Source organism: Variovorax sp. V118 (assembly GCF_041154445.1).
GTDB lineage: Bacteria > Pseudomonadota > Gammaproteobacteria > Burkholderiales > Burkholderiaceae_C > Variovorax > Variovorax boronicumulans.
On sequence record NZ_AP028663.1, the window covers coordinates 1,587,139 to 1,613,220 of the forward strand.

At 67.5% G+C, this 26,082-nt stretch carries 26 protein-coding genes; 21 read left to right on the top strand and 5 right to left on the bottom strand.

Annotation, left to right across the window (positions count from 1 at the left end; all coding sequences use genetic code 11):
• The first annotated feature begins 59 nt into the window (after positions 1-59).
• Positions 60-416, top strand: coding sequence for a hypothetical protein (locus tag ACAM52_RS07185; RefSeq protein WP_369646553.1), 357 nt, complete (start codon positions 60-62; stop codon positions 414-416).
• Here the strand turns inward: ACAM52_RS07185 and ACAM52_RS07190 are convergent.
• The gene (locus ACAM52_RS07190) at positions 394-1,350 is read right to left on the bottom strand and encodes a LysR family transcriptional regulator (RefSeq protein WP_369646554.1); all 957 of its coding nucleotides are present in this window, start codon (positions 1,348-1,350) and stop codon (positions 394-396) included. The two genes, ACAM52_RS07185 and ACAM52_RS07190, sit on opposite strands and share 23 nt — an antisense overlap.
• 134 nt (positions 1,351-1,484) lie before the next feature.
• Between ACAM52_RS07190 and ACAM52_RS07195 the strand changes: the two genes are divergently transcribed.
• The 8 genes from ACAM52_RS07195 to ACAM52_RS07230 all read left to right on the top strand — a co-directional run bounded on the left by ACAM52_RS07195 (position 1,485) and on the right by ACAM52_RS07230 (position 10,712).
• Positions 1,485-2,726: an amidohydrolase family protein gene (locus ACAM52_RS07195; protein WP_369646555.1), complete on the top strand. Its 1,242-nt coding sequence runs from the start codon at positions 1,485-1,487 to the stop codon at positions 2,724-2,726.
• Positions 2,727-2,790: 64 nt separating this feature from the next.
• Positions 2,791-3,981 carry a M24 family metallopeptidase gene (locus ACAM52_RS07200; protein WP_369646556.1) on the top strand — a complete coding sequence of 397 codons (1,191 nt, stop codon included), beginning with the start codon at positions 2,791-2,793 and terminating at the stop codon, positions 3,979-3,981.
• Positions 3,982-4,022: 41 nt separating this feature from the next.
• Positions 4,023-4,997, top strand: coding sequence for a Bug family tripartite tricarboxylate transporter substrate binding protein (locus ACAM52_RS07205; RefSeq protein ID WP_369646557.1), 975 nt, complete (start codon positions 4,023-4,025; stop codon positions 4,995-4,997).
• Positions 4,994-5,452 (top strand): GAF domain-containing protein, encoded by a 459-nt coding sequence (locus ACAM52_RS07210; protein ID WP_369646558.1) that lies wholly within the window; start codon positions 4,994-4,996, stop codon positions 5,450-5,452. The genes ACAM52_RS07205 and ACAM52_RS07210 overlap by 4 nt, the downstream gene beginning before the upstream one ends.
• Entirely contained in the window at positions 5,449-6,435 is a 987-nt protein-coding gene (locus tag ACAM52_RS07215; protein WP_369646559.1) for a Bug family tripartite tricarboxylate transporter substrate binding protein, read from the top strand. The genes ACAM52_RS07210 and ACAM52_RS07215 overlap by 4 nt, the downstream gene beginning before the upstream one ends.
• 65 nt (positions 6,436-6,500) lie before the next feature.
• Positions 6,501-7,178, top strand: coding sequence for a response regulator (locus ACAM52_RS07220; RefSeq protein ID WP_369646560.1), 678 nt, complete (start codon positions 6,501-6,503; stop codon positions 7,176-7,178).
• Between the two features lie 56 nt (positions 7,179-7,234).
• Positions 7,235-9,106, top strand: a complete 1,872-nt coding sequence (locus ACAM52_RS07225) for a hybrid sensor histidine kinase/response regulator (protein WP_369646561.1) — start codon at positions 7,235-7,237, stop codon at positions 9,104-9,106.
• Between the two features lie 718 nt (positions 9,107-9,824).
• Positions 9,825-10,712: a hypothetical protein gene (locus tag ACAM52_RS07230; protein WP_369646562.1), complete on the top strand. Its 888-nt coding sequence runs from the start codon at positions 9,825-9,827 to the stop codon at positions 10,710-10,712.
• A 45-nt stretch (positions 10,713-10,757) separates the two neighbouring features.
• Here ACAM52_RS07230 and ACAM52_RS07235 read toward each other — a convergent pair whose 3' ends face one another.
• The 4 genes from ACAM52_RS07235 to ACAM52_RS07250 all read right to left on the bottom strand — a co-directional run bounded on the left by ACAM52_RS07235 (position 10,758) and on the right by ACAM52_RS07250 (position 15,797).
• Complete coding sequence (locus ACAM52_RS07235) at positions 10,758-13,277, bottom strand: TonB-dependent siderophore receptor (protein WP_369646563.1); 2,520 nt, start codon at positions 13,275-13,277, stop codon at positions 10,758-10,760.
• A gap of 100 nt (positions 13,278-13,377) precedes the next feature.
• Positions 13,378-14,358, bottom strand: a complete 981-nt coding sequence (locus ACAM52_RS07240; RefSeq protein ID WP_369646564.1) for a FecR domain-containing protein — start codon at positions 14,356-14,358, stop codon at positions 13,378-13,380.
• Entirely contained in the window at positions 14,355-14,855 is a 501-nt protein-coding gene (locus ACAM52_RS07245) for a sigma-70 family RNA polymerase sigma factor (protein WP_369646565.1), read from the bottom strand. Before ACAM52_RS07245 ends, ACAM52_RS07240 begins: the two co-directional genes overlap by 4 nt.
• A 144-nt stretch (positions 14,856-14,999) precedes the next feature.
• Entirely contained in the window at positions 15,000-15,797 is a 798-nt protein-coding gene (locus ACAM52_RS07250; protein ID WP_369646566.1) for an IclR family transcriptional regulator, read from the bottom strand.
• A 109-nt stretch (positions 15,798-15,906) separates the two neighbouring features.
• Between ACAM52_RS07250 and ACAM52_RS07255 the strand changes: the two genes are divergently transcribed.
• The 12 genes from ACAM52_RS07255 to ACAM52_RS07310 all read left to right on the top strand — a co-directional run bounded on the left by ACAM52_RS07255 (position 15,907) and on the right by ACAM52_RS07310 (position 26,078).
• Complete coding sequence (locus ACAM52_RS07255) at positions 15,907-17,064, top strand: acyl-CoA dehydrogenase family protein (protein ID WP_369646567.1); 1,158 nt, start codon at positions 15,907-15,909, stop codon at positions 17,062-17,064.
• Positions 17,061-18,200, top strand: coding sequence for an acyl-CoA dehydrogenase family protein (locus tag ACAM52_RS07260; protein WP_369646568.1), 1,140 nt, complete (start codon positions 17,061-17,063; stop codon positions 18,198-18,200). Before ACAM52_RS07255 ends, ACAM52_RS07260 begins: the two co-directional genes overlap by 4 nt.
• A 34-nt stretch (positions 18,201-18,234) precedes the next feature.
• On the top strand, positions 18,235-19,203 hold the full coding sequence (locus ACAM52_RS07265; RefSeq protein ID WP_369646569.1) for a Bug family tripartite tricarboxylate transporter substrate binding protein: 969 nt from the start codon (positions 18,235-18,237) through the stop codon (positions 19,201-19,203).
• Positions 19,203-20,420: a CaiB/BaiF CoA transferase family protein gene (locus ACAM52_RS07270; protein ID WP_369646570.1), complete on the top strand. Its 1,218-nt coding sequence runs from the start codon at positions 19,203-19,205 to the stop codon at positions 20,418-20,420. Before ACAM52_RS07265 ends, ACAM52_RS07270 begins: the two co-directional genes overlap by 1 nt.
• Positions 20,421-20,630: 210 nt before the next feature.
• Positions 20,631-20,777: a hypothetical protein gene (locus ACAM52_RS07275; protein WP_174250211.1), complete on the top strand. Its 147-nt coding sequence runs from the start codon at positions 20,631-20,633 to the stop codon at positions 20,775-20,777.
• A 16-nt stretch (positions 20,778-20,793) separates the two neighbouring features.
• Positions 20,794-21,378 (top strand): prepilin peptidase, encoded by a 585-nt coding sequence (locus tag ACAM52_RS07280; RefSeq protein WP_369646571.1) that lies wholly within the window; start codon positions 20,794-20,796, stop codon positions 21,376-21,378.
• 33 nt (positions 21,379-21,411) lie between these two features.
• Entirely contained in the window at positions 21,412-22,251 is an 840-nt protein-coding gene (cpaB, locus tag ACAM52_RS07285; protein ID WP_369646572.1) for a Flp pilus assembly protein CpaB, read from the top strand.
• 23 nt (positions 22,252-22,274) lie between these two features.
• Positions 22,275-23,804 (top strand): type II and III secretion system protein family protein, encoded by a 1,530-nt coding sequence (locus ACAM52_RS07290; protein ID WP_369646573.1) that lies wholly within the window; start codon positions 22,275-22,277, stop codon positions 23,802-23,804.
• Positions 23,805-23,815: 11 nt separating this feature from the next.
• Positions 23,816-24,097, top strand: coding sequence for a hypothetical protein (locus tag ACAM52_RS07295; protein WP_369646574.1), 282 nt, complete (start codon positions 23,816-23,818; stop codon positions 24,095-24,097).
• A 134-nt stretch (positions 24,098-24,231) separates the two neighbouring features.
• Positions 24,232-24,447, top strand: a complete 216-nt coding sequence (locus ACAM52_RS07300; protein ID WP_369646575.1) for a Flp family type IVb pilin — start codon at positions 24,232-24,234, stop codon at positions 24,445-24,447.
• 119 nt (positions 24,448-24,566) lie between these two features.
• Positions 24,567-24,743, top strand: coding sequence for a Flp family type IVb pilin (locus ACAM52_RS07305; protein WP_369647705.1), 177 nt, complete (start codon positions 24,567-24,569; stop codon positions 24,741-24,743).
• Between the two features lie 45 nt (positions 24,744-24,788).
• Positions 24,789-26,078 (top strand): pilus assembly protein TadG-related protein, encoded by a 1,290-nt coding sequence (locus ACAM52_RS07310; protein WP_369646576.1) that lies wholly within the window; start codon positions 24,789-24,791, stop codon positions 26,076-26,078.
• The last annotated feature ends 4 nt before the right edge of the window (positions 26,079-26,082 follow it).

A 26,082-nucleotide genomic window follows, 5' to 3' on the forward strand; every position in this document is an offset into this window, starting at 1 on the left:
TCGGCTACGATCATTGCCGAAGCACTCACGCCCGCCACACCCCGACGATCACAGGACCCATGCGCGCTTTTCTCTACTACGCCCTGATGCTCCTGCTCGGATATGCCTGGTACCGGTACGGACAGAAGCTGCTGCGCAAGGGCTATCGCGATGAGAAGGGTGAACTCACCCAGGGGCTCGTAGGGCCCGTCGGATTCCTGCTGACCGCTGGCGTGACCTGCTACCTCTTCTTCGCCATGCTGCGCGCCCTGGTGCGGGGCGAGGTGCCCTGTGTCGGAAAGGGCTGCGTGGGGCAGGTCTACACACTGGCGGCGCATGCGGGCGAGTACTGGGGCAACATGTTTTTCATCGCGTGGTGCGTCCTGGGCCTGGGCTACGCGATGTACGTGACGCTCAAGATCTGGTTCCGGGCTTAGCCCGCGCAGTGCGCGCAGCCGGCTCCCGCGCAAGCATCTCGACGACCAAAGCAATGAACCACTGGTGCAGTGCCGAGGTCTCGTGCCGCTCGTGCCAGACCAGCTCGACGGTGCGCGCCGGCGCCGCCAGCGGTGGCGCCACGCGCTTCAGGCCCGTCATGCGCATCGTCTCCAGGCCCTCGGACCAGGGCAGCACGGCGATCAGGTCGGAGCGGCGCACGGCCTCGTAGGCCGCCGAGTAGTGACTCACCGTGCTGACCAGGTTGCGCTGCAGGCCGCGGCTTTGCAGCACGCGGTCGTAGATGCCGCCGACACGGCCCGCCAGGCTCACGTCGAGGTGGCGCGCGGCCAGGAATTTCTTCAGCGGAATCTTGTCGAGCTTGGCCAGCGGGTGGTCGTTGTGCATGAAGCAGGCAAAGTCGACCGACCACAGTCGGCGTGAGCGCATGAAACCGGGGCGCTGCACGTCGTCGTTGTAGGCGCCGATGGCGAAGTCGGCGCGGTTGTCGTCCAGCGACTGCCCGAAGTCCACGACCGTGCCGGGGTGGGTGTGCAGCCGCATCCCTGGCGCGAGTTCGCCGAGCCGTTCGAGCAGGCGGGGGGCGACGATGCAGGCCACGTAGTCGGTCATCGAGACCGTCAGGCGGGCGTCGCTTTGCGAGGCATCGAAGCTCTCGCCCTCGAGCGTGCCCCGGATGGTGCGCAGCGAGCGCGCCAGCGGCGCCCACAACTCCGTGGCGCGCCGTGTCGGGCGGATGCCCGCGCCGTTGCGCACGAACAGAGGGTCGCCGTAGGTTTCGCGCAGCCGGCGCAGCGCGTTGCTGACCGTGGGCTGCGTCAGCGACAGCTTGGACGCGGCGCGCGTCACGTTGCCTTCGTTCATGAGGGCTTCGAAGACCTTCAGCAGGTTGAGATCGGCGTTGCGGTAGTTCATGGGAAGGGGAGGCTGAAACCATTCACACGGTCAATGGAGTGGATTCAGCATATAAATTTTTCGGAATTGTGACGAGATCCTACGATCCCGTCATTCCTCACCGCCCATGCCCTCGGAACCCGGCAAACAGACCCATGACTCAGATCCTCGTCAAGAACGCCCGCCTGCTCGATCCGCTGAAGCCCGAGCTGCAGGACCGCCACGACATCCTGATCGAGGGCGACACCATCCGCGAGGTGTCCGACCGGCCGATCGTGGCGCGCGATGCGCGGGTCATCGACGCCGCCGGCAAGACCGTGATGCCCGGCTTGATCGACCTGCATGTGCATGTGGTGGCCGTCGACCTGAACCTGCAGCGCCAGGCGCTGATGCCCAACGTGTTGGCGACACTGCGCAGCCTGCCGATCCTGCGCGGCATGCTGCGCCGTGGCTTCACGACGGTGCGCGACGCCGCCGGCGCGGGCGATGCGTTCAAGCAGGCGGTGCAGTCGGGGCTGGCGCAGGGGCCGCGCCTGTTCGTCTCGGGCCGTGCGCTGAGCCAGACCGGCGGCCATGGCGACGGCCGTGCGCGTTCCGACTACCTGGTGGCCAACACCGTGTGCCCCAACTGCGCACGCGTGGGCATGCTCGCCCGCGTGGCCGACGGCGTGGACGCCGTGCGCAAGGCCGTGCGCGAAGAACTGCAGATGGGTGCAGACCAGATCAAGATCATGGCCGGCGGCGGCGTGGCGTCGCCCACCGACCCGGTCGATGCCCTGGGCTACAGCGAGGACGAGATCCGCGCCATCGTCGGGGAGGCCGCGGCCCGCAACACCTACGTACTGGCCCACGCCTACACCCCGGCCGCAATCCAGCGCGTGGTGCGCTGCGGCGTGCGCACGATCGAGCACGGCAATCTGGTCGATGCACCCACCGCCGCGCTCATGGCCGCGCACGGCGCCTATGTGGTGCCCACGCTGGTGACCTACGACGCCCTCGCCAACGAAGGCGCGGCGCTGGGGCTGCCACCCGCCAGCGTGGCCAAGGTGGAAGACGTGCGCGGCGCCGGGCTGCGCTCGCTCGAGATCTACAAGTCGGCCGGCGTGAAGATGGGCTTCGGCACCGACCTGCTGGGCGAGTCGCACCGCCTGCAGAGCGACGAGTTCCGCCTGCGCGCCCAGGTGCTGTCGCCGGCCGAGATCATCGCCAGCGCCACGCTGATCGGCGCCGAGGTGCTGGGCATGAGCGACCGGCTCGGCCGGCTGATCCCGGGCGCGCTGGCCGACCTGTTGCTGGTCGATGGCGACCCGATGCGCAATCTCGATTGCCTGCTGGGGCAGGGCGAGCGCATTCCCCTGGTGATGAAAGCCGGCGTGGTCGAGTTCGACGCGCTGTAGCCCGCCCCCCGAGCTGTTCAGACAACCCGCCGGATGCCTCCGGCCCTCTTCAAGGAAACGACACATGCCCAAGCTGACGCAAGCCGTCTGGCGGTACCGCCACGACCAGATGGTCCGGTTGATGGACGAACTCGCCGTCGATGCGCTGGTGTTCACCACCGCGGATTTCTTTCAGTTCGCGACCAACTTCCACACCGACGTGCAGCCCTGGGAGCGGCCGATCTTCGCGGTCGTGCCGCGCCAGGGCGAGGGCTTCCTGGTCATGAACGAGCTGTCCACGAACCACATGCGCTTCTCGATGGAGGCGCACAAGGTGTGGATCACGGACGTGACGTTCTATGCCGAGCATCCGATGGTGAGCAACCGCCTGCCGCTCGTGTCGCAGCTCCCCGAGATCCTCGCCGAGCGCTTGAGCTGCGCCGGCCTGCGCCGCTCGCGCGTCGCGCTGGATGCCGGCAGCGGCGTGATGGCGGCCGTGCAGCGCCTGCTGCCCGACCTGAACGTGCGCGTCGCCACCGCTGAAGTGCGCAGCCTGCGCTGGCAGAAGCACGCCGAGGAACTGGCCGTCATGCAGGCCATGGCCGGGCTAACGGACTGGCTGCAGGACCGCTACCGCGAAGCGATCAAGCCCGGCCGCCTGGTGCAGGAGATGGACTGCGCCATGGCCAGCCTGTTCGTGCAGGAGGCCGCCGAGCGCTTCCCCGGCGAGCAGTTCGAGGTCGTGCGCTGCTGGACGCTCAGCGGCCCGGCGTCGGCCTCGCCGCACGGCGACGGTGCCTCCTGCGGCGCGCGCATCCGCGAAGGCGACGTGCTGGTCAACATCGTGATTCCCCGGCTCAACGGCCTGACGATCGAGAACGAGCGCACCTGGTTCTGCGGGCGCCCCGACGACCAGAAGAAGGCGCTGTGGACCGCCGCGCGCGACGCGACCGATGCGGCGATCGGCGCGGCCGTGACAGGCCGGCCCGTGTGCGCGATCGACGCCGCGGCGCAGGCCGTGATCGAGCGCGCCGGCTTTGCCGACTGCATCCGCCACCGCACGGGTCACGCCATCGGCATCGTGCACCACGAGTACCCGGAGGACATGGCCTTCAGCCAGCGTCCGCTGCTCGACAACGAGGTCTATTCGGCCGAGCCCGGCCTGTACGTCTACGGCGTGGGCGGCTTTCGCATCGACGACACGGTCGTGGTGGGCGCGACGCCGCGTGTGCTCACCGCCACGCCCAAGTCGCTCGACTACGCCACCGTCGGTTGATACCGCTCACACCTTTCGCAACCACCGACCTTGACTTCATCATGACCACCCGTCGCACCATGCTTTCCGCGTTGGCCGTTGCCGCCTCGCTGCTCGCCGCACCCGCCTTCGCGCAGGGCTTTCCCTCCAAGCCGATCAAGGTCGTGGTCCCGCAGCCAGCCGGCTCAGGGCCGGACACCTTGGCGCGCACGTTGGCCGATGTGCTCGCCAAGAGCATCGGGCAGAGCGTCGTGGTGGAGAACCGGCCCGGCGCCAACGGCACGCTGGCTGCGGCCTATGTGCTCTCGCAACCCGCGGACGGCTACACGCTGTTCCTGGCCGGCGTCTCGAACATGTCGTGGAACCCGCACCTGTACAAGTCGCTGGGGCACCAGCCGGCGCGTGACTTCACCGGTGTCGCCGTCATTGCCAACACGCCGTTCGTGACCGTCGTGGCGCCGAGCCTTGGCGTGAAGACACTGCCCGACCTCATCAAGATGGCCAAGGCCGAGCCGAAGCGGCTCAGCTTTGCATCCGCCGGCATCGGCAACTCCACCCATCTTGCGAGCGAGCTGCTGAAGTCGCGCACCGGCATCCAGATGCAGCACGTGCCCATCAGCGGCGCCGGTGGCCCCAACGCGCTGACCAGCGTGATGGCGGGCGACACGCCGGTGATGACGACCGTCCCCGTCGGCGTCGTGCCGCTGGTCAAGAGCGGCAAGCTCGTGCCATTGGCCGTGACCGGCGAACGGCGGCTGGCGCAGCTGCCCGACGTGCCCACATTCAAGGAGCTGGGCATCGACATGGAGGTGCCCGGTTGGTACTCCCTGGTGGCGCGCGCGGGCGCACCCGGCGACGCCGTCGCGCGGCTCAACGCCGAGATCAACAAGGCCCTGGACACGCCCGAGATGAAGGAACGCCTGGCCGGCCAGATGCTGATCGGCGTCAAGTCGACCCCGGCCGATGTCTTGAAGTTCACGCAGCGCGAGTCGGCCGCCTGGGGGCCCATCATCGATCGGCTGGGTATTGCGCAGTGAGAGGCATCGAGCCGGCTTCCTTCGAGGCCCTGGACCACGCGCTGCGGCGGTTTCCGGGGCACCGGCTGTTCACCGTGCTGGCGATCGACCCCGGCCTTGCGGCGTCCCGGCGCCTGTACACGAGCGACCCGGTGGCGTATCCGTGCGGCGGTACCAAGCCACTGCACCATGACAACGACTTCTTTCGCGAGGTGTTGCAGGGCGGCCGGGCGCGCATCTGCGTTGATCAGGAAGACTGCCGTCGCGCGTTCCCGGACCATGCGCTGATCGACGCGCTGGGCTGCCGATCTGCCATCAATGTGCCGGTCCGGCACGACGGCTGCACCCTCGGTTCGTTGAACCTGCTGCACGAGGAACACTGGTACCAGCCCGACATGGTGCCCGCGCTGATGCGCTTCGCCGAACAGGCTGCACCCTTGCTTCTTTCGCTCCGATACGTTGAGATGCCCGCATGACGATCCATCGCCGAACCTTCGTGCTGAATGCTGCCGTGTCCCTGTGTGCGGCATCGCTCGCCACCGCGGCGCGTGCAGCCGGCCCGGGCTACCCCGGCAAGCCGATCACCATCGTGTTTCCTTATGCGGCAGGCGGTGCCACCGACGCCATGACGCGGCAGATCGCGGACCTCATGGCCAAGGCGCTCGGCCAGCCGGTCATCGTCGACGCGAAGCCGGGCGCCGGTGGATCGATGGCGCTGCAGCAGGCCGTGCGCGCCAACCCGGACGGGCACACGCTGGTGCTCGTGGCCAGCGGAACGATGGCCGTCAATCCCTACCTGTACGACCTGAAGTACAAGCCGGTGGAAGACCTGGCGCCCATCACGATCCTGGTCGACATTCCCTTCGTGGTCGTGACAAGGCCGGACTTTCCCGCACGCACCCTCAAGGAATTCATCGCCCATGCCAAGGCGAATCCGGGAAAGATCTCGTTCGCGAATGCAGGCGTGGGCACGCAGGCCCACCTGACGCAGATGATGTTCATGAAGGAGGCTGGCATCTCGGCCAACGTCGTTCCCTACAAGGGCGGCACGGGCGCCATCGCCGACCTGCTCGGCGGCCACATCGACGCCATGATCGACAACGCCGCCGCGCAGGTTGCCAACGTGCAGGCCGGCAAGGTGCGCGCGCTGTTCGTCACGACGCGCGAGCGCAGCGAGTCGCTGCCCGGCGTGCCGACGGCGCAGGAGGCGGGGCTGCCGGGCTTCGTGACCTCGGGGTGGTTCGGGCTGGCGGCGCCGAAGGGCACGCCGCAGGCCATCATCGACAGGCTCCATGCGGTGATCATTGAGGGCATGGCGCGGCCTGAGACGCGGAAAAGGTTGATTGAGGCGGGGTGGATGCCGATGGGGAGCTCACCTGGCGAGGCGCTGGATCGCGCCCGGTCGGACCTGGCGCGGTTTGGGCAGATCGCGCAGCAGATCGGACTGAAGAAGGAGTAAAGGTCTGCTGGTGAGTTGACTTTCGTCACTTTCGGCCGGCGGCGCATGACCCTAACATGCGCGCCATGAGCATTCCTGTGTCGACCCGGGCATCAGCCATCCTGATCGTGGACGACCACGACCTGGTGCGCCTGGGCGTGCGTGCCTTGCTCCAGGCTCAGGCCTCGCCCGACGGGCCTGCGGTCGAGGTCTTCGAAGCCAGCAGCATGGCGCAGGCACTGGCTGTGTACGAGCGCTCTCAGGCGAGCATCGGGCTGGTGTTGCTCGATCTGGCACTTCCTGACACACGAGGCTTGAGCGGCGTGTCCGTTTTTCTCCAGCGTTATCCGCAGGCCCGCGTGGTCGCGTTGTCGGGCGCCGGCGCCACCGCGCTGGCCCAGAACGCCATTGCGCAAAGTGCGTTGGCTCAGGGCGCCAGCGCGTTCTTGCCGAAGTCGGCCAACCTCAAGGAGGTGGTGAGCTTCATCCGTGCCTGCGGCCTGCTCGGGCGGGACGTTGTCGATGGCCTTCCAGGTACGTCCAGGTGGGTTGCGCGGGCACCCCGCCGTTGCGCCGGTGGCGCCCTGAGTTCGCTGACAGGAAGCCAGGCGCGTGTGCTGCAGATGATTCTCGAAGGCAAGTCCAACAAGGAGATCGCACTGTTGGCCGAGCTGCGCGAAGGCACGGTGAAGAACTATGTTTCGACGATCCTCTTGCTGTTCGGTGTGCAATCGCGCGCGGAACTGATCAGCAGCCTGCGTTGATTCACCGCAGGAGGTGCAACGCGATCGTCGAAGAAACAAGAACGAAGGGCCAATTCATGAATGACGCTGCCCGATCGATGCATCAGCCCCCGGCGGCCGCCGATCTGGACCATCGGGTGCTCCGCGAACACGTGGCCTCGGTGTATGCCGCGCACACGACGGCCACCTGTGCGCACATCGGCTTCGCCATTGCCATTGGCATCTTCGGGTACTTGAACATCGATTCGACCCACCACCTGCTGGTGATCGGCATGGTCGCCGCCGTCGTGTCGATGAATCTGTATGCCTTGCTTGCGCCGCGGTGGACGCCGGATGTCCCCTTGTCCGAAAGCCACCATTGGGCGCGCCGCTACACGTGGATCGTCACGCTGGTCAGCGTGACCACGGCGCTGCCATGCGCCTTGTTCCTCGTGCTCATCCAGAGCCCGGCAATGACGACCGTTGTGATCGTCGTGATCATGGTCAGCTGGACCCGGGCCATTCAGGCCCGTTGGCCGATCAAGGGGGCCATGTTCGGCTGCGGCATCCCCGTGATGGGCGGGCTGATTCTTGCCTTGATCTGGCACGGTGGCACGCTGCACTGGTTTCTGGCGCTCTTCAGTTTCGCCAATCTGGTACTGACACTGCACGAAGGGGTGAAGCAGAACAAGCGGCTGACAGCCTCCTTGATGTTGCAGTTCGAGAACGAGATGCTCGCCGCACAGTTGCGCGAACGCATCGCCGCCGTGGAGCGAGCCAGCGCGGAGAAGACCCGCTTTCTTGCCGCGGCCAGTCACGACCTGCGCCAGCCGATGCATGCCATTGCACTGTTCGGCGCGGCCATGGAAACCGCACTGCACGACCATCCTGAAAGAACGAATGCCAAACGCCTGATGCGCGCCGTCGACGCGCTCGGCGCGTCGCTGGACACGATGCTCGACGTGTCGCATCTCGATGCAGGCGTCGTCGTGTCTGAACCGCAGGCACTGGAACTCGATGCGCTGCTTCTTGTCCTCAACCAGACCTTCACCCCCTACGCTGAGCAGAAGGGTCTGCAATTGCGCATCCGTGCCAGCGGCATGTGGGTGCGCAGCGACATCCAGCTGCTGTTCCGCCTGCTTTCGAATCTGGTCGACAACGCCTTGAAGTACACCCACGAGGGTGGTGTGAGCGTGGTCGCGCGGCGGCGAGAAGACAAGGTGTGGCTGGAGGTTCGTGACACCGGCGTCGGCATTGCGCCTGAGCAGTTGAGCCGCATCTTCGAGGAGTTCTATCAGGTCGACAACCCGGGCCGCGACCGGGCGCGCGGACTCGGAATCGGGCTGTCGATCGTCCAGCGCCTGTCGCACCTGATGTCTCACCCGATCGAGGTGCACTCGCGACCGGGACGTGGCACGCATTTCCGCGTGGTCCTGCCGCAAGCCGAGGCAGCGATCACCGCACCGGCCGAACTGCTGCTCGATGAACTGGAGATGCCCGCGCATCGCAGCCTTGCTGCACCGAACCTGCCCGGGCCGGTGCTGCTGATCGACGACGAAGCGGAGATTCGCCTGGCCATGGCGGCACTGCTGCGCGCGCACGCCGTCGATGTGGTGGCTGTGACGGACGAATCGCATGCGGTCGAAGCATTGACGCACCCGGATGCGAAAAGCCTTCCGTTCTCGATGCTCTTGTGCGACTACCGGCTGGCCGACGGGGGGGATGGACTCGAGGTCGGCCTGCGCCTGCTCGAGCGCTTTCAGCTCGACATTCCCCTTCTGCTGATAACTGGCGAGACGGCCCCGCAGCAACTGCGGCGTGCACAGTCATCGGGGGTGCCGATGCTGTTCAAGCCGGTGAGCGCCGCTGCGCTCCTGCAGGCGATGGCGGACCTGACATCCGTCACCGGGAAGACGCGGATTTTTTCTCCAGCGACCCGGTACTTCAGAGACCCGTCGCCGGTGACCTGATTGTCTTCCTCGCCATTGCCACGGCGCTGTTCGTGGGGCGATTCTGGCTTCATAGACGTCTTGCCAAGTCGTTCCTTTTCAAAGTCAGATGAGAAGACTAGATCGGGAAGGAAAATCACGAATCGTCACGTACATATTCTCGATATTGGAAAGGGACGACGCCGTCTCTCTTCCAATCTCATGGTTCTAATTAGTCATAACTGCCTCACAACCAAATATCAATTTCCCATAGCTTTCAGGCTGTGTGACTTTCGGCATGGGGAAATTTCCGCCGCCAGCCATACAAACGTCGACGGCGATCTGACGGGCCACGCTGGGAGGCCCGATCGCCATGGACAACGTTGCCATATCGGCAGCATTGGCTTCGACAAAATTGAAAGGCAAGGGAATGAAATTCAGAAAATCTGCAGTGGCTGCTGCAACGGCAGTCGCCTTGATGCTTGCGGCATGTGGGGGTGGCAGCGGGGGCGGAGGTGGCGGTGGCTTCCCCGTGGGGCTTATCGGGCCTGGAACGGACGACCCCGGAACACAAGGGCCAGGAACACCAAGCCCTGGAACACCAGGCCCTGGAACGCAAGGGCCCGGGACGCAGGGGCCTGGAACGCCAGGCCCAGGAACGCAGGAACCTGGAACCCAGGAACCCGGAACACCCGCACCCGCGCAATATGAGACGCTCCCGTCCGCCTGGGACGGGGACAAGGATTCCTACATCGCATCCGTGCCGGCCGTCTTGCAGCAACTGAACGACCAGGGCGCCAAGGGCAGTGTCCGCATGCGCCCCGTGGGAAGCAATTCGTTGTATGTCAATCCGCAAGCCGCCAACGACAAATACAGCTACAAGGAATTCACGCTCACCTTCTCCGGTCGCGATGGCTGGGACGGGGCCAGCAACGCGCTGCTGCAGCGGTTGGAAGACGAGGGCGCCAAGGGCTATGTGCTGCACCACCTGGTGGGGGAGACGCATACCCTGGACGATTCCCTCAACGCCATCCGCAAGGCCAGCTTCATCCTGGTCAGGAACGAAAGTCAGCCCGTCACCTACACCTATCGGAAGTTCAGCTTCGATCTGATGATGCCGGCAGACTTCATCGCACAGTTGAATGCGTGGGGACAGGAAGGCTATCGCTTCCTGAATACGGAGTTGGGTCTCAGCCCGAGCGTGAATGCGATCGTCGTCAAAAGCTCTGCAGCCGCAGGGGCGACCTACAGTTACGCGTTCGAACCCATCGTCTCCGATCCCAAGCCGCAACTCACCAGCCGCGGTCAAAGCGGATTCCGCTACAGGGGCTATTTCGAGTACTTTGCGAACCGCAACGGACAGCCCGTGCGAGGCGTTTTCAATACCTACGAACTCGACAGCAGCAAGCCCGCGGCAGTGGCCTATCGCTTCTCGGATGAAATGCCTGGGGGCCCGGTCGATATCAATACGACCGAAGGACTCGCGCGACTCAATGACCAGGCGAGCCAAGGATTTTTCTACGCCGGCCTGAGTGTTCCTACCGGAGCGAGCGGGGGCGCCGCGATGTTCTTCGCCGACTATGCGGTCTATGTTCAGGGCGTATTGCTGGCGGACCTCAATCGCGGAGGCGCCGTTCTTTTCCCCTAGACATCTGGCATGGGGGCCGCCTGCCTGGGCAGGCGGCCATCCTGTCTAGAAGTTGCCGCGCAAGGTCACCATGGCGCTGCGCGGTTCGCCGTAGACATTGCCCCAGGCCGGCGCGCCGACGGTCTGGTAGTAGGTCCTGTCGAACAGGTTGTTCACGTTCAGTGCGGCCGACCAGTTGCGGTTGATCTGGTAGGCAACGCGCGCGCTCCAGACCGCATACGAGGCCTGCTCCAGCTTGATCGCGCCCGTGGTGCGTGAACTCGCGGTCTGGAAGTTCACGCCGCCGCCCAGCGTCCAGGCGTTCAGCGCGCCGGGCAGGCGGTACTCGGTCCACACGCGCACCATGTGCTTGGGCGAATACGTGCTGGCGAAATCGATGCCGGCATTGGCCGTGTCGTTCAGGTACTTGAAGTGGTTGAACGTGTAGCCCGCGAACACCTGCCACCCGCGGGCCACTTCGCCGCTGATCTCCGCGTCGAGTCCCTCGCTGCGCACCTTGCCGGTGGACACGGAGCAGTAGGTGCTCCTCGTGCAGACATTGACCAGGTCTTCCTGTGCCCGGTTGTTCTGGTCGAGTCGGAACAGCGCCAGCGAAGCGTTGACCTTGCCGTCGAGCAGCTCGCCCTTCAGGCCCGCCTCGTAGTTGCGGCCCTTGACGGGAGGCAGCATGTCGCCGGCGGCGGTCATCGCGTTCTGTGGCTGGAAGATGTCGGCATAGCTCACGTACGCCGACCATTGCGGAGTCAGGGCGTAGATGAGTCCGCCATAGGGCGTCAGAACGCCGTTTTCGCGATAGGGCGCGGTCGCCGGGTCGCCGGTGATGCGGTCGCGATCGCTGGCCCGGTAACGTGTGACACGGGCGCCGGCGACCAGCGTCAACGGATCGCTGAGGCTCAGGCGCGCGACACCGTAGGCGCCCGATTGCGTGATGCGCGTCTCGGTGTCGCCGCCGCGGTAGCGCCTGGCAACGAAGGTCGCGTCGCTCGGCTCGGCGATCGCCGAGACCGGTGCGAAGACGTTGTTGGCAACGCCCGCCAGTTGCATCAGCGAGAAGTCGCTGTGGTTGAACATGCGTCCGGTGTTGGCGCCGAAGCTCACCGAGTGCCTTCTGCCGAAGGCGTCGAATTTGCCGTCGACGGCGAGGTCGAGCGTCTTGTTGTCGGTCTTGAAATCGAACAGGCCGCCGTACATCACGTTGCCCGCCAGGGTCACCGGATTCACGGCACCCAGCGGGAAGGCGTACTTGATGTCCTGCTGCTCGCGCACGTAGCCGGCGGTGACCTTGAGCGACCAGTCGGCATCGAAGCGGTGCGCGAGTTCGGCGAACGCCGAGGTCTGTGCGCTTTTCCAGCGGTTCCAGTCGGCCGCCAGGTAGGTCGACCGGCGCAGGTGCAGGTCGGCACCGTTGCTGTAGCTCGGCAAGCCCTGGAAGAACGGGGTGGCGCGCAGTTTTTCGTGGCTGACGCCGAGGGTGAGCACGGTCTGCGGCCCGATGTCGGCGGCGAGCACGCCGTACAGCACGCCAGTGCGGCTCTTCGCGGTGTCGTAGAAGTAGTCGCGGTCGTTGCCGCTCGCGACGACGCGGCCGCGCAGCGTGCCGGCTTCGTTCAGGGGGCCGCTGGCATCGACCTCCGCGCGGTAGTTGTTCCATGAACCCGCGCTGGCCGAGAACTGCAATTGCTTGTCGGCCGTCGGACGCTTGCGCACCATGTTGATCGTGGCGCTGGGCGAGCCGGCCCCTTGCAGCAGGCCCGTGGCGCCGCGCACCACCTCCACGCGATCCAGCGTGGCGGCACTGCTCGTGAAGCTGTTGGCCTGGGGATAGTAGAAGGCGCGGTTCACCCCGTCGTACTGGTAGCTGTCCACGCGGAAGCCCCGGGAGTAGACATAGCGCCCGCCCATCGGGCTGTCGTACATCGTGATGCCCGTGGTCTGGGCCAGCACGTCGTCGATGGTGTGCAGGTTCTGGTCGTCCATCTTCTGGCGCGTGACCACCGTGACGGACTGGGGGATCTCCTTGAGCGTCTGCTCGCCCTTGCCGACGGTGACGATGCGGCTGGCATACGACCCCGAGCCCTCGGTGATCGCACTGCGCTCGGCCTGCGCCGTGACGCGCACTTCACTGAGCAGGTTGCTCTGCGCGTCCGCGGGTGCGGCGGATGGGGTCGCGCCGGGTGCCGGATGACGCAGCGTGTAGCCGCCGCCCGCGCGTGCGACCGCTTCGAGGCCGGTGCCCGCGAGCAGTCGCGAAAAGCCGTCGCCGACCGCATGGGTGCCGCGCAATCCACCGGTGCGGCGGCCTTCCGTCAGCGAGGGTTCGAAGGACAGCGTGACGCCGGCCTGTGCGGCGAAGCGAGACAGCGCCGGGCCCAGTGCGCCTGCGGGAATGTCGTAGGCCGCGGTGGCGGCTGCCGGCGGGTTCGCCTGTGCGGTCGCGGCGCCCGAAGCGGCGAGCGCGAAGGCCAGGCAGAGGGTTCTCACGCCGTGGGTCACGGTGCTCGGGCGCGCGGGCATGCAAAGGGAAAGTGGCCGCATGGGCGCGGTGCGGGAGGAGGGGAATGCCATGGTTCGGTGGTCCTGTTCTTGCCGTACTCGCAGCACGGCTCCATGGCTTGCCCGACCAGGCTTCAAAAAGGGACAGGAATCAGCGAAAAAATTTTCGATCTCAGGCCGGCGCCACCGTCACCCACCACCGCGTGCGCGTGAGCACCTGCACGGGCAGTGTGGTGGCCACCATCGACAGCACGTAGTCGGTATCGCGCAGCTGGAAGGCACCGGACAGGCGCAGGTTCGCCACCTCCGGGCTGCAGTGCAGCAGGCCGGGCCGGTAGCGCGACAGCTCGGCGCAGAAGTCGGCCAGGCGCATGTTCTCGGCGTAGAGCACGCCCTGTGTCCACGCCTGGCTCTCGGGCGAGACGGCGGTGAGGGCCGAGGCGCCCTGGGCGTTCAACACGGTCTGCCGGCCGGCCGCAACGATCCCCGCAGGCGACGACGCGCCGCGCAAGGTGACCTCGACCGCGCCCTCGGTGACCGCCAGACGCACATCGGGCGATGCGGTCTCGTGCGCGTCGTCGCCCAGGCGCACGGTGAAGCGCGTGCCGAGCGCGCGCAGCCGGCCCTGCACCGTTTCCACGATGAAGGGGCGCGCGTCGGCCGCGGTCGTGACCCGGATGGCGCCCGCGCGCAGCCGTACCGTGCGTTGCGTGCCGTCGATGCGCACGTCGATCGCGCTGCCGGTGTCGAGCAGCACGCGGCTGCCGTCGGCCAGCCGCACGTCGCGCCGTTCACCGGTGGCGGTGGCGTGGTCGGCGGTCCAGCTGTCCCACGGCGCCAGGCGCCAGGCGAGCCAGGCGGCCGGCGCGGCAGTCGCCAGGACGGCCAGCGTGCGCAGTGCGGCCCTTCGGTTGCCGCGTGCCTGGCGCGCCAGCACCGGCACGCCGATGTTCGCCGGCACGGCGCCGAACTGTTGCGACAGGCGTTCGGCACGCTGCCATGCACGTTCGTGCGCCGGGTCCGCACGGCGCCAGGCCGCGCAGGCCGCGTGGTCCGCTTCGCCTGCCCGGCCGGAGTGCAGCCGCACCAGCCATTGCGCGGCCTCGCCCAGCGCGGCGCTGTCGGGTGCGGATGCCGGTGGCCGTGCGCTCATTCCACCAGCGCCAGGCAATGCGCGAAGCCCAGGGCCATGTGGCGCTTGACGGTGCGTTCGCTGACCGCCAGGCGCTGGGCGATCTGTGCGTAGGTCAGGCCTTCGAGCTGCGACAGCACGAAGGCCTCGCGCGCCTTGGGCGGCAGGCCGTCCAGCATCGCGTCGATGGCGTCCAGCGTCTGCAGCAGCTGCAGGCGGTCTTCGGGCGACAGCGCCAGCGCCTCGGGCACCTGCGCGAGCGCATCGATGTACGCGCGCTCCAGGGCCTGCCGGCGCCAGTGTTCGCTGACCACGCCCTTGGCCAGCGTCGTCAGGTAGGCGCGCGGCTCCCGCAACGTGGGCAGCACCTGCGGTCGCAGCAGGACGCGAACGAAGGTGTCCTGCGCCAGGTCGGCGGCGCTGTGCGCACAGCCCAGGCGCCGGCGCAGCCACGTGCTGAGCCAGCCGTGATGCTCGGTGTAGAGCGCGTGCACGGTGTGGGTGTCGGCGGAAGGCATGGAGAGGGAAGGCGATGCAATTGAGAATTACTCTCATTTTAAGAGCATCGCGGCCTGGCGCGCTGAGCGCAGCGTTCGGCATGCTGCGCAGCGCACGCAGGCGCCGTCCCGGTACAGATCACGAATCCCGCAATCCGCATCCCCTCACCGCAACCCCGACTGCCGATCCGCCGCCTCCACCAGCTGCATCAACCCCGGCCCGATGGTGTCCAGCAGCTGCGCCTTCTTCCAGCGAAACCCCGGCACCGCGCAGTTGAACAGCAGCCGGCGCGGCCCGTAGCGGATGCGCGCCGCGGCGCCCGCGGCAAGCACGCCAAAACCTGAATCCCCAAGATTGATCGCGAAGCCGCGCTTGCCGTAGTGCGCCACGCTCTCGCGCACGCCTTCGAGGCAGCGCGCGTGCTCGTCGGGCCGCTCGTGCTTCACGCGGGCCAGGAACTCCTGGCGCTCGCTCGCGGGCAGCTGCGCGAGCCATGCACGCCCCATGGCGGTCTCGACGATGCCGCGCACGGCGCCCACGCCGGGGCGCTTGAGGGTGCCGCCCTCGTGGGCACAGGTTTCCAGGTAGACCACGTCCAGGTCGCTGGTCACGCCGACCGACACCGCGCCCTCGACGCGGTCGGCCAGCTGCTGCATGGCCGGGCGCAGCAGGGCCAGCATCGGCGTGTTGATGACGTAGGGGTAGCACAGCGCAACGGCGGCGGGGCCGATGAAGTAGCGGTCCAGGCGTTCGTCGTGGTCCAGGAAACCCATGGTCAGCAGGGTGCGGCACAGGCGCGAGACGGTGGGGCGCGACAGGCCCAGCTTGGCGGCGAACTCGCTGTTGGCGTGCGCGCGCGGGTCGCCCACGAAGGTCTGCAGGATGAGCAGGCCCTTGGCCAGGGTGCCGGCGATGTACGGGTCTTCGTCCCGCACGCGGCGCAGGTCGTCGGAATGCTTCATGGGCTGGCGGCGATTCTGGACAGGGCGGGGCATGGGAGTGAATCGCAGTTTCAATGATTGAAATTCAGTGCCGGCAATTGTGGACCTGCTTCCTACAGTCGCGGCCACCATGATCCGAGACACCCCCCACTTCGAGGCCCTGCGGGCCGACATCCGCGCCTTCGTTCGCGAACGCTGGCATCCGCTGGAAGACCAGGTCAGCCGCGACAACGACATCCCGCCCGACGTGGTCGACGAGCTGCGGCGCAAGGGCTACTTCGGCTGGAGCATTCCCGAGGCCTACGGCGGCCTGGGCCTCACGACCGAGGAGCTGGTGCTGTGCGCGATGGAGCTGTCGCAGTCGTCGGTGGCGCTGCGTGCCCGCGTGGGCACCAACACGGGCATCGGCTCCGAAGCGCTGGTGGCCGACGGCACCGAGGCGCAGAAGCAGCGCTGGCTGCCGCGCATGGCCACAGGCGAACTCACCGGCTGCCTGGCGCTGACGGAGCCCGAGGCGGGCTCGGAGGCGAGCAACGTGCAGACCACCGCGCGCCGCGAGGGCGACCACTACGTGCTCAACGGCAGCAAGCGCTTCATCACCAACGCGCCGGTGGCCGATGTGTTCACCGTCATCGCCCGCACCGAAGACGGCTCGAAGGGCAGCAAGGGGGTCTCGGCGTTCCTGGTCGAGCGCGGGCCGGGCCTGACCACAGGCGCGCCCTACCGAATGATGGGCCAGGCCGGCTCCTTCGTGTCGGACGTGCATTTCGACGAATGCCGCGTGCACGTCGACCAGCTCATCGGCGGGCGCGAGGGCATGGGCTTCCAGACGGTGATGAAGGTGCTCAACAAGCAGCGCCTGCACCTGGCGGCGCTGTGCACGGGCCCGGCGATCCGCATGCTGGACCTGGCCATGGCGCACACGAGTGGCCGCAACCAGTTCGGCCAGGCCGTGGCTGACTTCCAGCTGGTGCAGGCCATGATCGCCGACAGCCGCACCGAGATCTACGCGGCGCGTTCGATGATCCTCGAGGCGGCGCGTGCGCGCGATTGCGGCGAGGACGTGGCCATGTCGGCCTCGATGTGCAAGTACTTCGCGTCGGAGATGTGCGGTCGCGTGGCCGACCGCGCGGTGCAGATGTTCGGCGGCTCCGGCTACGTGGCCGACTTCAGCCCCATCGAGCGCTACTACCGCGACGTGCGCCTGTTCCGCCTGTACGAGGGCACGAGCCAGATCCACCAGCTGAACATTGCCAAGCTGGCGCTGCGCGAGGCGGGTGCGCGATGAACGTGCGCACCGACCTCGTGCCACGGGTGCGCGACTTCGTCGAGCGGCATTGCATCCCGCTCGAATCGAATGCCCACGTGCACGACCCGCGGGCGATGGATGCGGCGCTGTCGCAGCTGCGCCCGGTCGCGCGCGAGATGGGCCTGTACCTGCCGCAGATGCCGGTGGAGGAGGGCGGGCTGGGCCTGTCGTGGGTCGAGCGCGCGGCGGTGTTCGAGGAGGCCGGCCGCAGCTACCTGGGCCCGGCCGCGTTGAACTGCGCGGCGCCCGACCAGCCCAACATGATCAGCCTGCTGCGCCAGGGCACGCCCGCGCAACGGCAGCGCTACCTGCGGCCCTTGGCCGAGGGCCGCATCCGCTCGTGCTTCGCGATGACCGAGCCGGCGCCCGGTGCGGGCTCCGACCCGTCGATGCTGCGCACCATCGCGCGGCGCGAGGGTGATGGCTGGGTCATCGACGGCCACAAGTGGTTCATCACCGGCGCGGTGGGCGCAGCCTTCTGCATCGTGCTGGCGCAGACGGAAGAGGGGCCCACGCAGTTCATCGTGGACATGGACCACCCGGGCCTTTCGCTGGTGCGCGCCATCCGCGCCATCGACCCCTTCGCCGTCGGCGGCCACGGCGAGCTGCGCTTCACGGCCTACCGCGTGAACGGCGACGCGGTGCTGGGCGAAGTGGGGTCGGGCTTCGTGGCGGCGCAGCAGCGGCTGGAGCCTGCACGGTTGTCGCACTGCCTGCGGCTCATGGGCCGCGCGCGGCGCGCGCTCGAGATCGCGCAGGCCTACGTGTGCGAGCGCACCTCGTTCGGCGATCGGCTGGCCGACCTGCAGCAGGTCCAGGCGATGGTGGCCGACTGCCACATCGACCTGCATGCCAGCCGGCTCATGAGCCTGGACTGCGCGCGCCGCATGGACGAAGGCTTGTCGGTGAAGACCGAGTCGGCGATGACGAAGGTCTTCGTGTCCGAAGCCCTGAACCGCGTGGCCGACCGCGCGGCGCAGATGTGCGGTGCGCTGGGCATGGCGGAAGACGCGCCCATCGCCCTCATCGTGCGCGAGCTGCGGCCCTTCCGTATCTACGACGGCGCCTCCGAGCTGCACCGCGCCACGCTCGGTCGCCGCTTCCTCACGCACTGACACGCTGAACACACAGAGAAACTGGAGACAGACGATGAAGTCCTTGACCAAGAAACTTTCGCACCTGACCGCGGGCCTTGCATTCGGCCTGGCCGGCTCGCTGGCCCTGGCAGCCTTCCCCGACCGCCCCGTGAAGCTGGTCGTTCCTTTCCCCGCCGGCGGCAGCACCGACCTGGTGGCGCGCGAGGTGGCGCTGGCGCTGGGCCATGCGCTGGGCCAGCCGGTCATCGTGGAGAACAAGCCCGGCGCCGGCAGCCTCATCGGCTCCGAACTCGTGGCGAAGTCCGCGCCCGACGGCTACACGCTGCTCATGGCGGGCCTGACCAACATCTTCCTGCCCTACGTGCACAAGGGCCTCACCTGGAACCCGGTGGACGACTTCGTGCCCGTGGGCCTGGTGGCCGACCTGCCGAACGTGATCGCGGTCAACGCCAAGACGCCGTACCAGAAGCTGCCCGAGCTCATTGCCGCCGACAAGGCCAAGCCGGGCCAGCTCGCCTTCGGCTCCGCGGGCCCCAGCACGCCGTCGCACCTGGTGTGCGAAATGATCAACCACCAGGCCGGCATCAAGATGCAGCACGTGCCCTACAAGGGGAACGCGCCGGCGGTGAACGACCTGATCGCCGGCCACATCCCGGTGATGTGCAACAACCTCGGCGGCACGCTGCCCTACATGAGCAGCGGGCAGATCCGCATCCTGGCGCAGACCGGGCGCATGCGCTCGCCCTCGGCGCCCGACGTGCCCACCTTCGCCGAGCTGGGCCTGCAGGGCTTCGACAGCGGCCTGTGGGTCGGCATCGTCGCGCCCAAGGGCACGTCCGATGCCGTCATGCGCCCGCTGCGCGCAGCGCTGGCCAAGGCCTTACCCGCAGTGAAGGACAAGCTGGCCAAGCTGGGCGCGGCCGCGCTCGACCCGTCGCTGCCCGCCTACGGCCAGCGCATTGCCGCCGACCGAAAGCTGTGGGACCCGGTGCTCAAGCGCGTCGACCTGAAGGGCAACTGATGGGCCAGCCCACCGACCACGCGCCCCTGCACGGGGTGCGCATTCTCGACATGGCGACCGTGCTCGCCGCGCCGTTCTCGGCCACGCTGTGCGGCGACATGGGCGCCGACGTCGTCAAGCTCGAGCTGCCGGGCGGCGGCGATCCGCTGCGCGGGCTCACGCCGGTGCACGAGGGCCATCCGCTGTTCTGGAAGACCGCGAACCGCGGCAAGAAGGGCATCTCGCTGGACGTGCGCAAGCCCGAGGGCCGCGCGCTGTTCCTGCGGCTCATCGCCGGCTTCGACGTGCTGGTGGAAAACTTCCGCACCGGCACGCTGGATGCGTGGGGCCTGGACATCGCCACGCTGCACGCGGCCAACCCGCGCCTCATCGTGCTGCGCCTCACGGGCTTCGGCCAGACCGGCCCGTATGCGCGACGACCGGGCTTTGCCCGCATCTTCGAAGCGATGAGCGGGTTCACGCACCTGACCGGGGAGACCGGCGGCCCGCCGCAGCACATGAACTATCCGTTGGGCGACGTGGTGGCGGGCCTCTTCGGTGCCTTTGCCATCAGCACCGCGCTGGCGGAACGCAATGCGTTGCCGCGCGATCGGCAGCGGGGCGCCGAGATCGACCTGTCGGCCACCGAAGCGATGTCGCGCCTGCTCGATCCGCTGGCGGCCGAGCACCGCATCGGCGGCGTGGTGCGCGAGCGCACCGGCTCGCGCGCCACCTACACCGCGCCGTCCAACGTGTTCCGCGCGCTCGACGGCGTGTGGTTCACGCTGGTGGGCACGGGCGGGCCGATCTTTGCGCGCATCTGCCGCGCGATCGACCGCGACGACCTGCTCACCGACGCCCGCTTTGCCGACAACGCCGCGCGCATCCTCCACCTCGAGGCGCTGGACCGCATCCTGGCCGACTGGTGCGCCGGCCTGCCGTTCGCGGAGCTGGCCGTGCGGCTGGACCGCGAAGACGTGCCCTACAGCAAGGTGTATTCGATCGCCGACCTGCGGGCCGATCCGCACATGCAGGCACGCGGCGCCTTCATCGACGTGCCCGACGAACAGTTCGGCTCCGTGCCCGCACCGGCGGCTGTGCCGCGCTTCGTGGGGCGCGAAGGCGTGCGCCCGGCCGCCACAGGGCCGCGCACGGGGCAGCACAACGCCGAGGTGTATGGCGGGCTGGGCCTGGACGAGGCGCAGCTCGCGGCACTGCGCGACGCGCAGGTGATCTGAAGCGCGCCTGCGCTTTCGCCTGCCCCGCCGGGTAGGCGTTTTGTCATGCCTGCCCCCGTGCCGTCGCGGGACACCTGACTCCCCCAGAAAAGGGCGCTCCGCTCATGTGCGAAGGCGGCGCGATTCCTACAGTCATCCCCATGCCGAACGCTTCTTCCCACGCCGGGAAGGCCAGCGGTTTCGGCCGGCCACGATCACCGGGGAAACCGCATGGAACCGCTCGAAGTTCTGCCGAGAACCGCCCTGAGCCTGCTGCGCGAAGACGCCGGCATGTCGTTCATGGAGTTCGCGCTGATCGGTGCGCTGGTGATGGTCGTGGCCATTTTGCTGGTGCTCGCCCTGCGGCGCAGTGCCTGAACACGGGGAGCCCGCCATGCAGGAATTCAACGCTGTTCTCGAACTGCTCGCGATGCTGGCGACCGACATCCGCATGCTGGCGCTCCTCGCGCTGCTCGGCGTGGCGGCTGTGAGCGACTGGCGCTTCTATCGCATACCCAACTGGCTGACTTTGGGCGGCGCGTGCTTCGCCCTCCTCTACGGAACGATGGCGGCACGCACGCCGACGTCGGGCGCGCTGAGTGCATTCGGTGGCCTGGGCGTGGGCTTCGTTGCGATGCTGCCGTTCTATGCGCTGGGGATCATGGGCGCGGGCGACGTCAAGCTGATGGCCATGACCGGGGCCTTCCTGGGGCCCCAACAGACGTTGATGGCCTTGCTCTTCACTTTCATTGCGGGCGGCGTCGCGGCGCTGGCCTTCGCGATCCATCGCCGCCGCCTGGTCCACATGCTCGGCAACGTCAAGGCCGCGGCGCAGGGCATGTTCATTTCCAGCATCGCGGGCGTGCGGCCCGACGGGCGCCTGCAGGCGGGCCAGTCCGTGGGCAAGTTGCCCTACGGCCTGTGCATTGCGGCGGGCACGGTGGTCCAAGTGCTGGCGCACCAGCTGGGCTTTGTCTAGCTCCTACATGTTTCACCCCTGGCGGAGGTTCGTATGAAGAACATCAAGGCGATCGGGCTGATCTTTCTGGCCCTGCTGTTCGGGCTGGCGGCCGCGGTCTACGCGACCGGCTGGATCTCCCGGCAAAGCGGCATTGCGTCCAACAAGGTCGTGGTGGCCGCCGTCGACATCGACCTGGGCAGCCGCGTCAATGCGCAGATGCTGTCCACGGTCGACTGGCCCAGCGGCTCGGTGCCGCACGGCTCCTTCAGCGACATCAAGGCGCTGAACGACCGCGTGGTGAAGATCGGCGTGCTGCGTGGCGAGGCGCTCATGGAGGGCAAGCTGGCGCCGGTGGGCACGCAGGGCGGGCTGTCGGCGGTGATCGCCAGCGGCAAGCGGGCCATGACGGTGCGCGTCAACGACGTCGTCGGCGTGGCGGGCTTCGCGCTGCCGGGCAACTACGTCGACGTGATGGTCAATGCCCAGCAGGAGAAAGGGCGAGGCGAAGACGCGCTGCAGATCAGCAAGACCGTGCTCGAGCAGGTGCTGGTGCTGGCCGTGGCTCAGGAGGCCAACCGCGACGACACCAAGCCGAAGGTCGTGAGCGCGGTGACGCTCGAACTCTCGCTCGAAGACTCCGAGAAGCTCGACCTGGCACGCAGCGTGGGCACCCTGTCGCTCGTGCTGCGCAACCAGATGGACAAGACCACGGTCGCCACCCTGGGCATCACCAAGGGGCAGCTGTTCGGCGAGAAGAAGGACATCGTGCCGGTTTCCACCGCGGCGGCCCCGGCCCGCCCGCGGGTGCGGCAGGCAGGTCCCGCCACGCCGCGAGCCTCCGAGTGCGTGGAAGTGATCCAGCACGCCAGCCGCTCGCTCACCTGTTTCTGATCGTCCGTCAGGAGGAACACCAAGTGCGCCCACTCACAACAACCATCGCCCGTCTGCTGGCGACCCTTGCGACAGTGGCGACCCCCGCCATGGCCGCGGAGGTCGTGGCAGCCGCCCCCACCACGGCCGCCGCCATGCCTGCGCCTGCTGCAGCTGCTGCAACGGTTGCGGCAGCACCCGCGGCCCCGGCCAGCCGGCGCTGCACCGCCATCATTCCGGACTCCGACCCGACCTATGCCGTGCTCGGCAAGTCGGTGGTCATTCCGTTGAAGGCGCGCGTGGTGCGCATCGTGGTCAGCGGCCAGCCCCAGAACCAGGCGGCCGCGCCGGCGGCGCCGGCGCAGAGTGCTGCGGCCATGGCGGCGCCCCCCCAGCCCCGCAGCGATGGCGTCGGTGACATCGAGGTCACGCTGCTGAGCCCGACCGACCTGTTCTTCCGAGGCCGCCAGGCCGGCTCGATGAACGTGGTGCTGCAAAGCGCCGACGGCACCTGCTACATCAAGGACGTGATCGTCACCATCGATCCCGGGGCGCTGCAGGCCAAGCTGGCCGAGCTGATGCCCGAAGAGCGCCGCATCCGCGTGCGCAGCGCCGAGCGCTCCATCGTGCTCACCGGCGAGATCAGCGACGCGCTGAAGCTGGACGACGTGATGAACCTGGCCGCGGCCTACGGCGCCGATGGCAAGAAGGTGGTGAACCTGCTGCGCGTGGGGACGCCCCAGCAGGTGATGCTCGAGGTGAAGATCGCCGAGGTGAGCAAGACGCTGCTCGACCGGCTGGGAGCGCGGGTGGGCTACTCGCGCACGAGCGGCGGCGGCCTGCACAACTACTCGCTGATCTCCAATTTCCTGAGCGGAGGCGGGGGCCTGGTCGAGGCGCTGCGCATCGGCCGCGGCGTGGTGACCATCGACGGCCAGAAGGACGACGGCCTGGTGCGCGTTCTTGCCGAGCCCAACATCATGGCCATCAGCGGCCAGCAGGCCAGCTTCCTGTCGGGCGGCAAGATTTTCATTCCGGTGGCGCAAACCGGCAGCGGCGCCAACGGGAGCACCATCACGCTGGAAGAAAAAGAGTTCGGCATCGGCGTGAAGTTCATGCCGACGGTGCTCAACGGCGACCGCATCAACCTCAAGATGGTGTCGGAGGTGTCGGACCTGTCGCAGACCGGCTCGCCCTTCACCACGGTCGGGGGCGTGACGTCCGTGCTGCCGTCGCTCACGGTGCGGCGCGCCGACACCACGGTGCAGCTCAACGACGGGCAGAGCTTCGTCATCGCCGGGCTCATCAAGAGCAACGCGACGGAGGCGGTCAAGCGCTATCCGGGCCTGGGCGAAGTGCCGGTGATGGGGGCTCTGTTTCGCAGCACCGAGTTCCAGAACGAACAGACTGAACTGATGTTCGTCATCACGCCGCGCCTGGTGCGTCCGCTGGCCGAGTCGCCGCGGGTGCCGACCGACAACCACGTGCTTCCCAGCCGCGCCGAGATCTATCTCAACGGGGCCCTCGAAAGCAGCACCCCGGCCCCGGCCGCCCCGGCCAGCGAAACCCCGTGAGGAGCCCTGCCATGTTCATCCGACCGACCCCCCTCGTGCTCGCATGCCTCCTGGCTGCAGGCTGCTCGAGCGTCACACCCCACTACGACGCGCGCTTCGGCGAGGCCGTGCGCGACGCCAGAAAGAAGATGACGCTGAACCCGAACGCCGGCAAGAACGGCGACCCGGTCACCGGCATGGACGGCCGCGCGTCGCGCGAGTCGATGGTGCAGTACCAGGAGTCCTACAAGACGCCGCCGCCGGTGACCAACGTCATCAACATCGGCGGGCAGATCGGCGGCGCGGGCAAATGAAAGACCGCGACTTTGCGGACTCGCTCCGCACCAACTTTCACATGAAAAGGAGAACGCCACGACACGCATGACATTCGACTCCCTTGTTTTTTCAACCTGATTTTCTGTAGTCCATACCTTGAAAGGAAAGAGCCATGAACAAGTTTTTCCAGACCATCGGTCAATCCGCAAGCGGTTTGCTGCGCGACGAAGAAGGCGCTCAGGTCGTCGAGTACGCGCTGATCATCGCGGTCGTCTCGATCGCACTGGTCGTTGCCCTGAAGGCCCTCACGGCAGACGATGGCGACTTCGGGACCTTCATCGGTCGTGTCGGAACCTGCCTGACTTCGACGACGGGCGGCTGCGTCTGAAGTGTGTTGGGAGGGCGGAAGAAGGTGGGCTTTACCTCGAGGCTTGCTTTCTTCCGCAATTCCCGATGCTCCTGATGCATTCGCGAGAACTTCCACCACTAAGAAAAGGGGTCATCACCATGTTCAAGCCATTGCTGACCGACGAGGACGGCGCCCAGGTGGTCGAGTACGCCTTGATCATCGCTGTCATTTCCATCGTGCTGGTGATCGCGCTGAAACCTGGCACGATCGCTGCGGACATCGACAGCTTGCGCGTGCGGTTGGTCGCTTGCTTCAGCGGGAACGGCTGCGCTTGACGCACCCGGTGTCCTCCTTTTCATCGTCCAGCTCGAGGACCGATCATGAAGGCCCGACGTTCCCCTCGCCACCAGCGCGGCGCGATGATCATCACGGTCGCGCTGTTCATGCTGTTCCTGCTCGGTTTCATGGGCATCGCGCTCGACTTCGGTCGCCTTTTCGTCGCTCGCACCGAGCTGCAGACGGCGGTGGACAGCTGCGCGCTGGCCGCTGCGAATGAACTCAACGGAGAGAGCACGGCCATCAACCGGGCGCGCAGCGCCGGTCAGACCGCCGGCAACGCCAACAACGTGAACCTGCAGTCGGCCAACTGGAGCGGGCAAGGCAAGCTCGTGGCGGCCGACATCACGTTCCGCGACGCGTCCTACGCGGTCACCACCACGCCTGCCAGCGCCCGTTATGCACAGTGCACTCACACCCAACCCAACATCCAGATCTGGCTGATGAAGGCCATGGGCGCATTCTCGGGCGACTACGCCGGCAATCCGTCCACACGCAGTGTCGCGGCCAATGCCGTGGCCACCCGCGGCAGCGCCCAGACCACATGCCCGATCCCGGTCCTGGTCAAGCCCAAGCCCGGCGGTACCGCACCCGACTACGGCTATGTCCGGGGCGAGTGGGTGACATTGATCAGGGCCCAGAACGCCGCGACCGGTGGCCAGATCGGCTGGGCCAACCTCAACGGCACCAACAGCGCCAGTGAAACCAGGGATGAATTGAGCGGCAGCGACTGTGAGACCCGGGTTGGCGACCTGATCGGCACCCCCGGCGTGCAGGCCTCGATCGCTGAGGTCTGGAACGAGCGTTTCGGCATCTACAAGAACAGCGGCAGTCCGAGCGCGGGGCGGCCGGACTACACGGGCTACGCCTACACCGCGACCAACTGGCCCCCGCGTGCTGCCGGCGCGCAGCCCAATGCCTACGACGGCAGCCCGCCCCCCGGTGCACCGGCCAGTGCGCAGAACTTCGTGACCAAGCGCGCGGCCTTCGCTTCGTGCGACGACACCGGCACCAGCCTGAACGGCTGCGAAACACGCACGGGCCTGTCTCTCAACAGCTTCCAGAAGCTCGCGGCGCCCGGCAACGTGGCGGGTGGGCACAGGCAGTACGGCATGGACCGTCGCATCGTCACGGCACCCGTGGTCGATGGGTCGTCCCACGTCATCGACTACCTCTGCTTCCTGATGCTCCAGCCGCTGCAGATTCCCATGGGCGACACGCAGCTCGAATATCTCGGCAACGCCGGCGTGGTTTCGCCGACGTCGAGTCCCTGCACCACCAGCGGCCTCCCCGGTGGTTCGGCTGGCCCGCTGGTTCCGGTCCTTGTGAGGTGAGCAC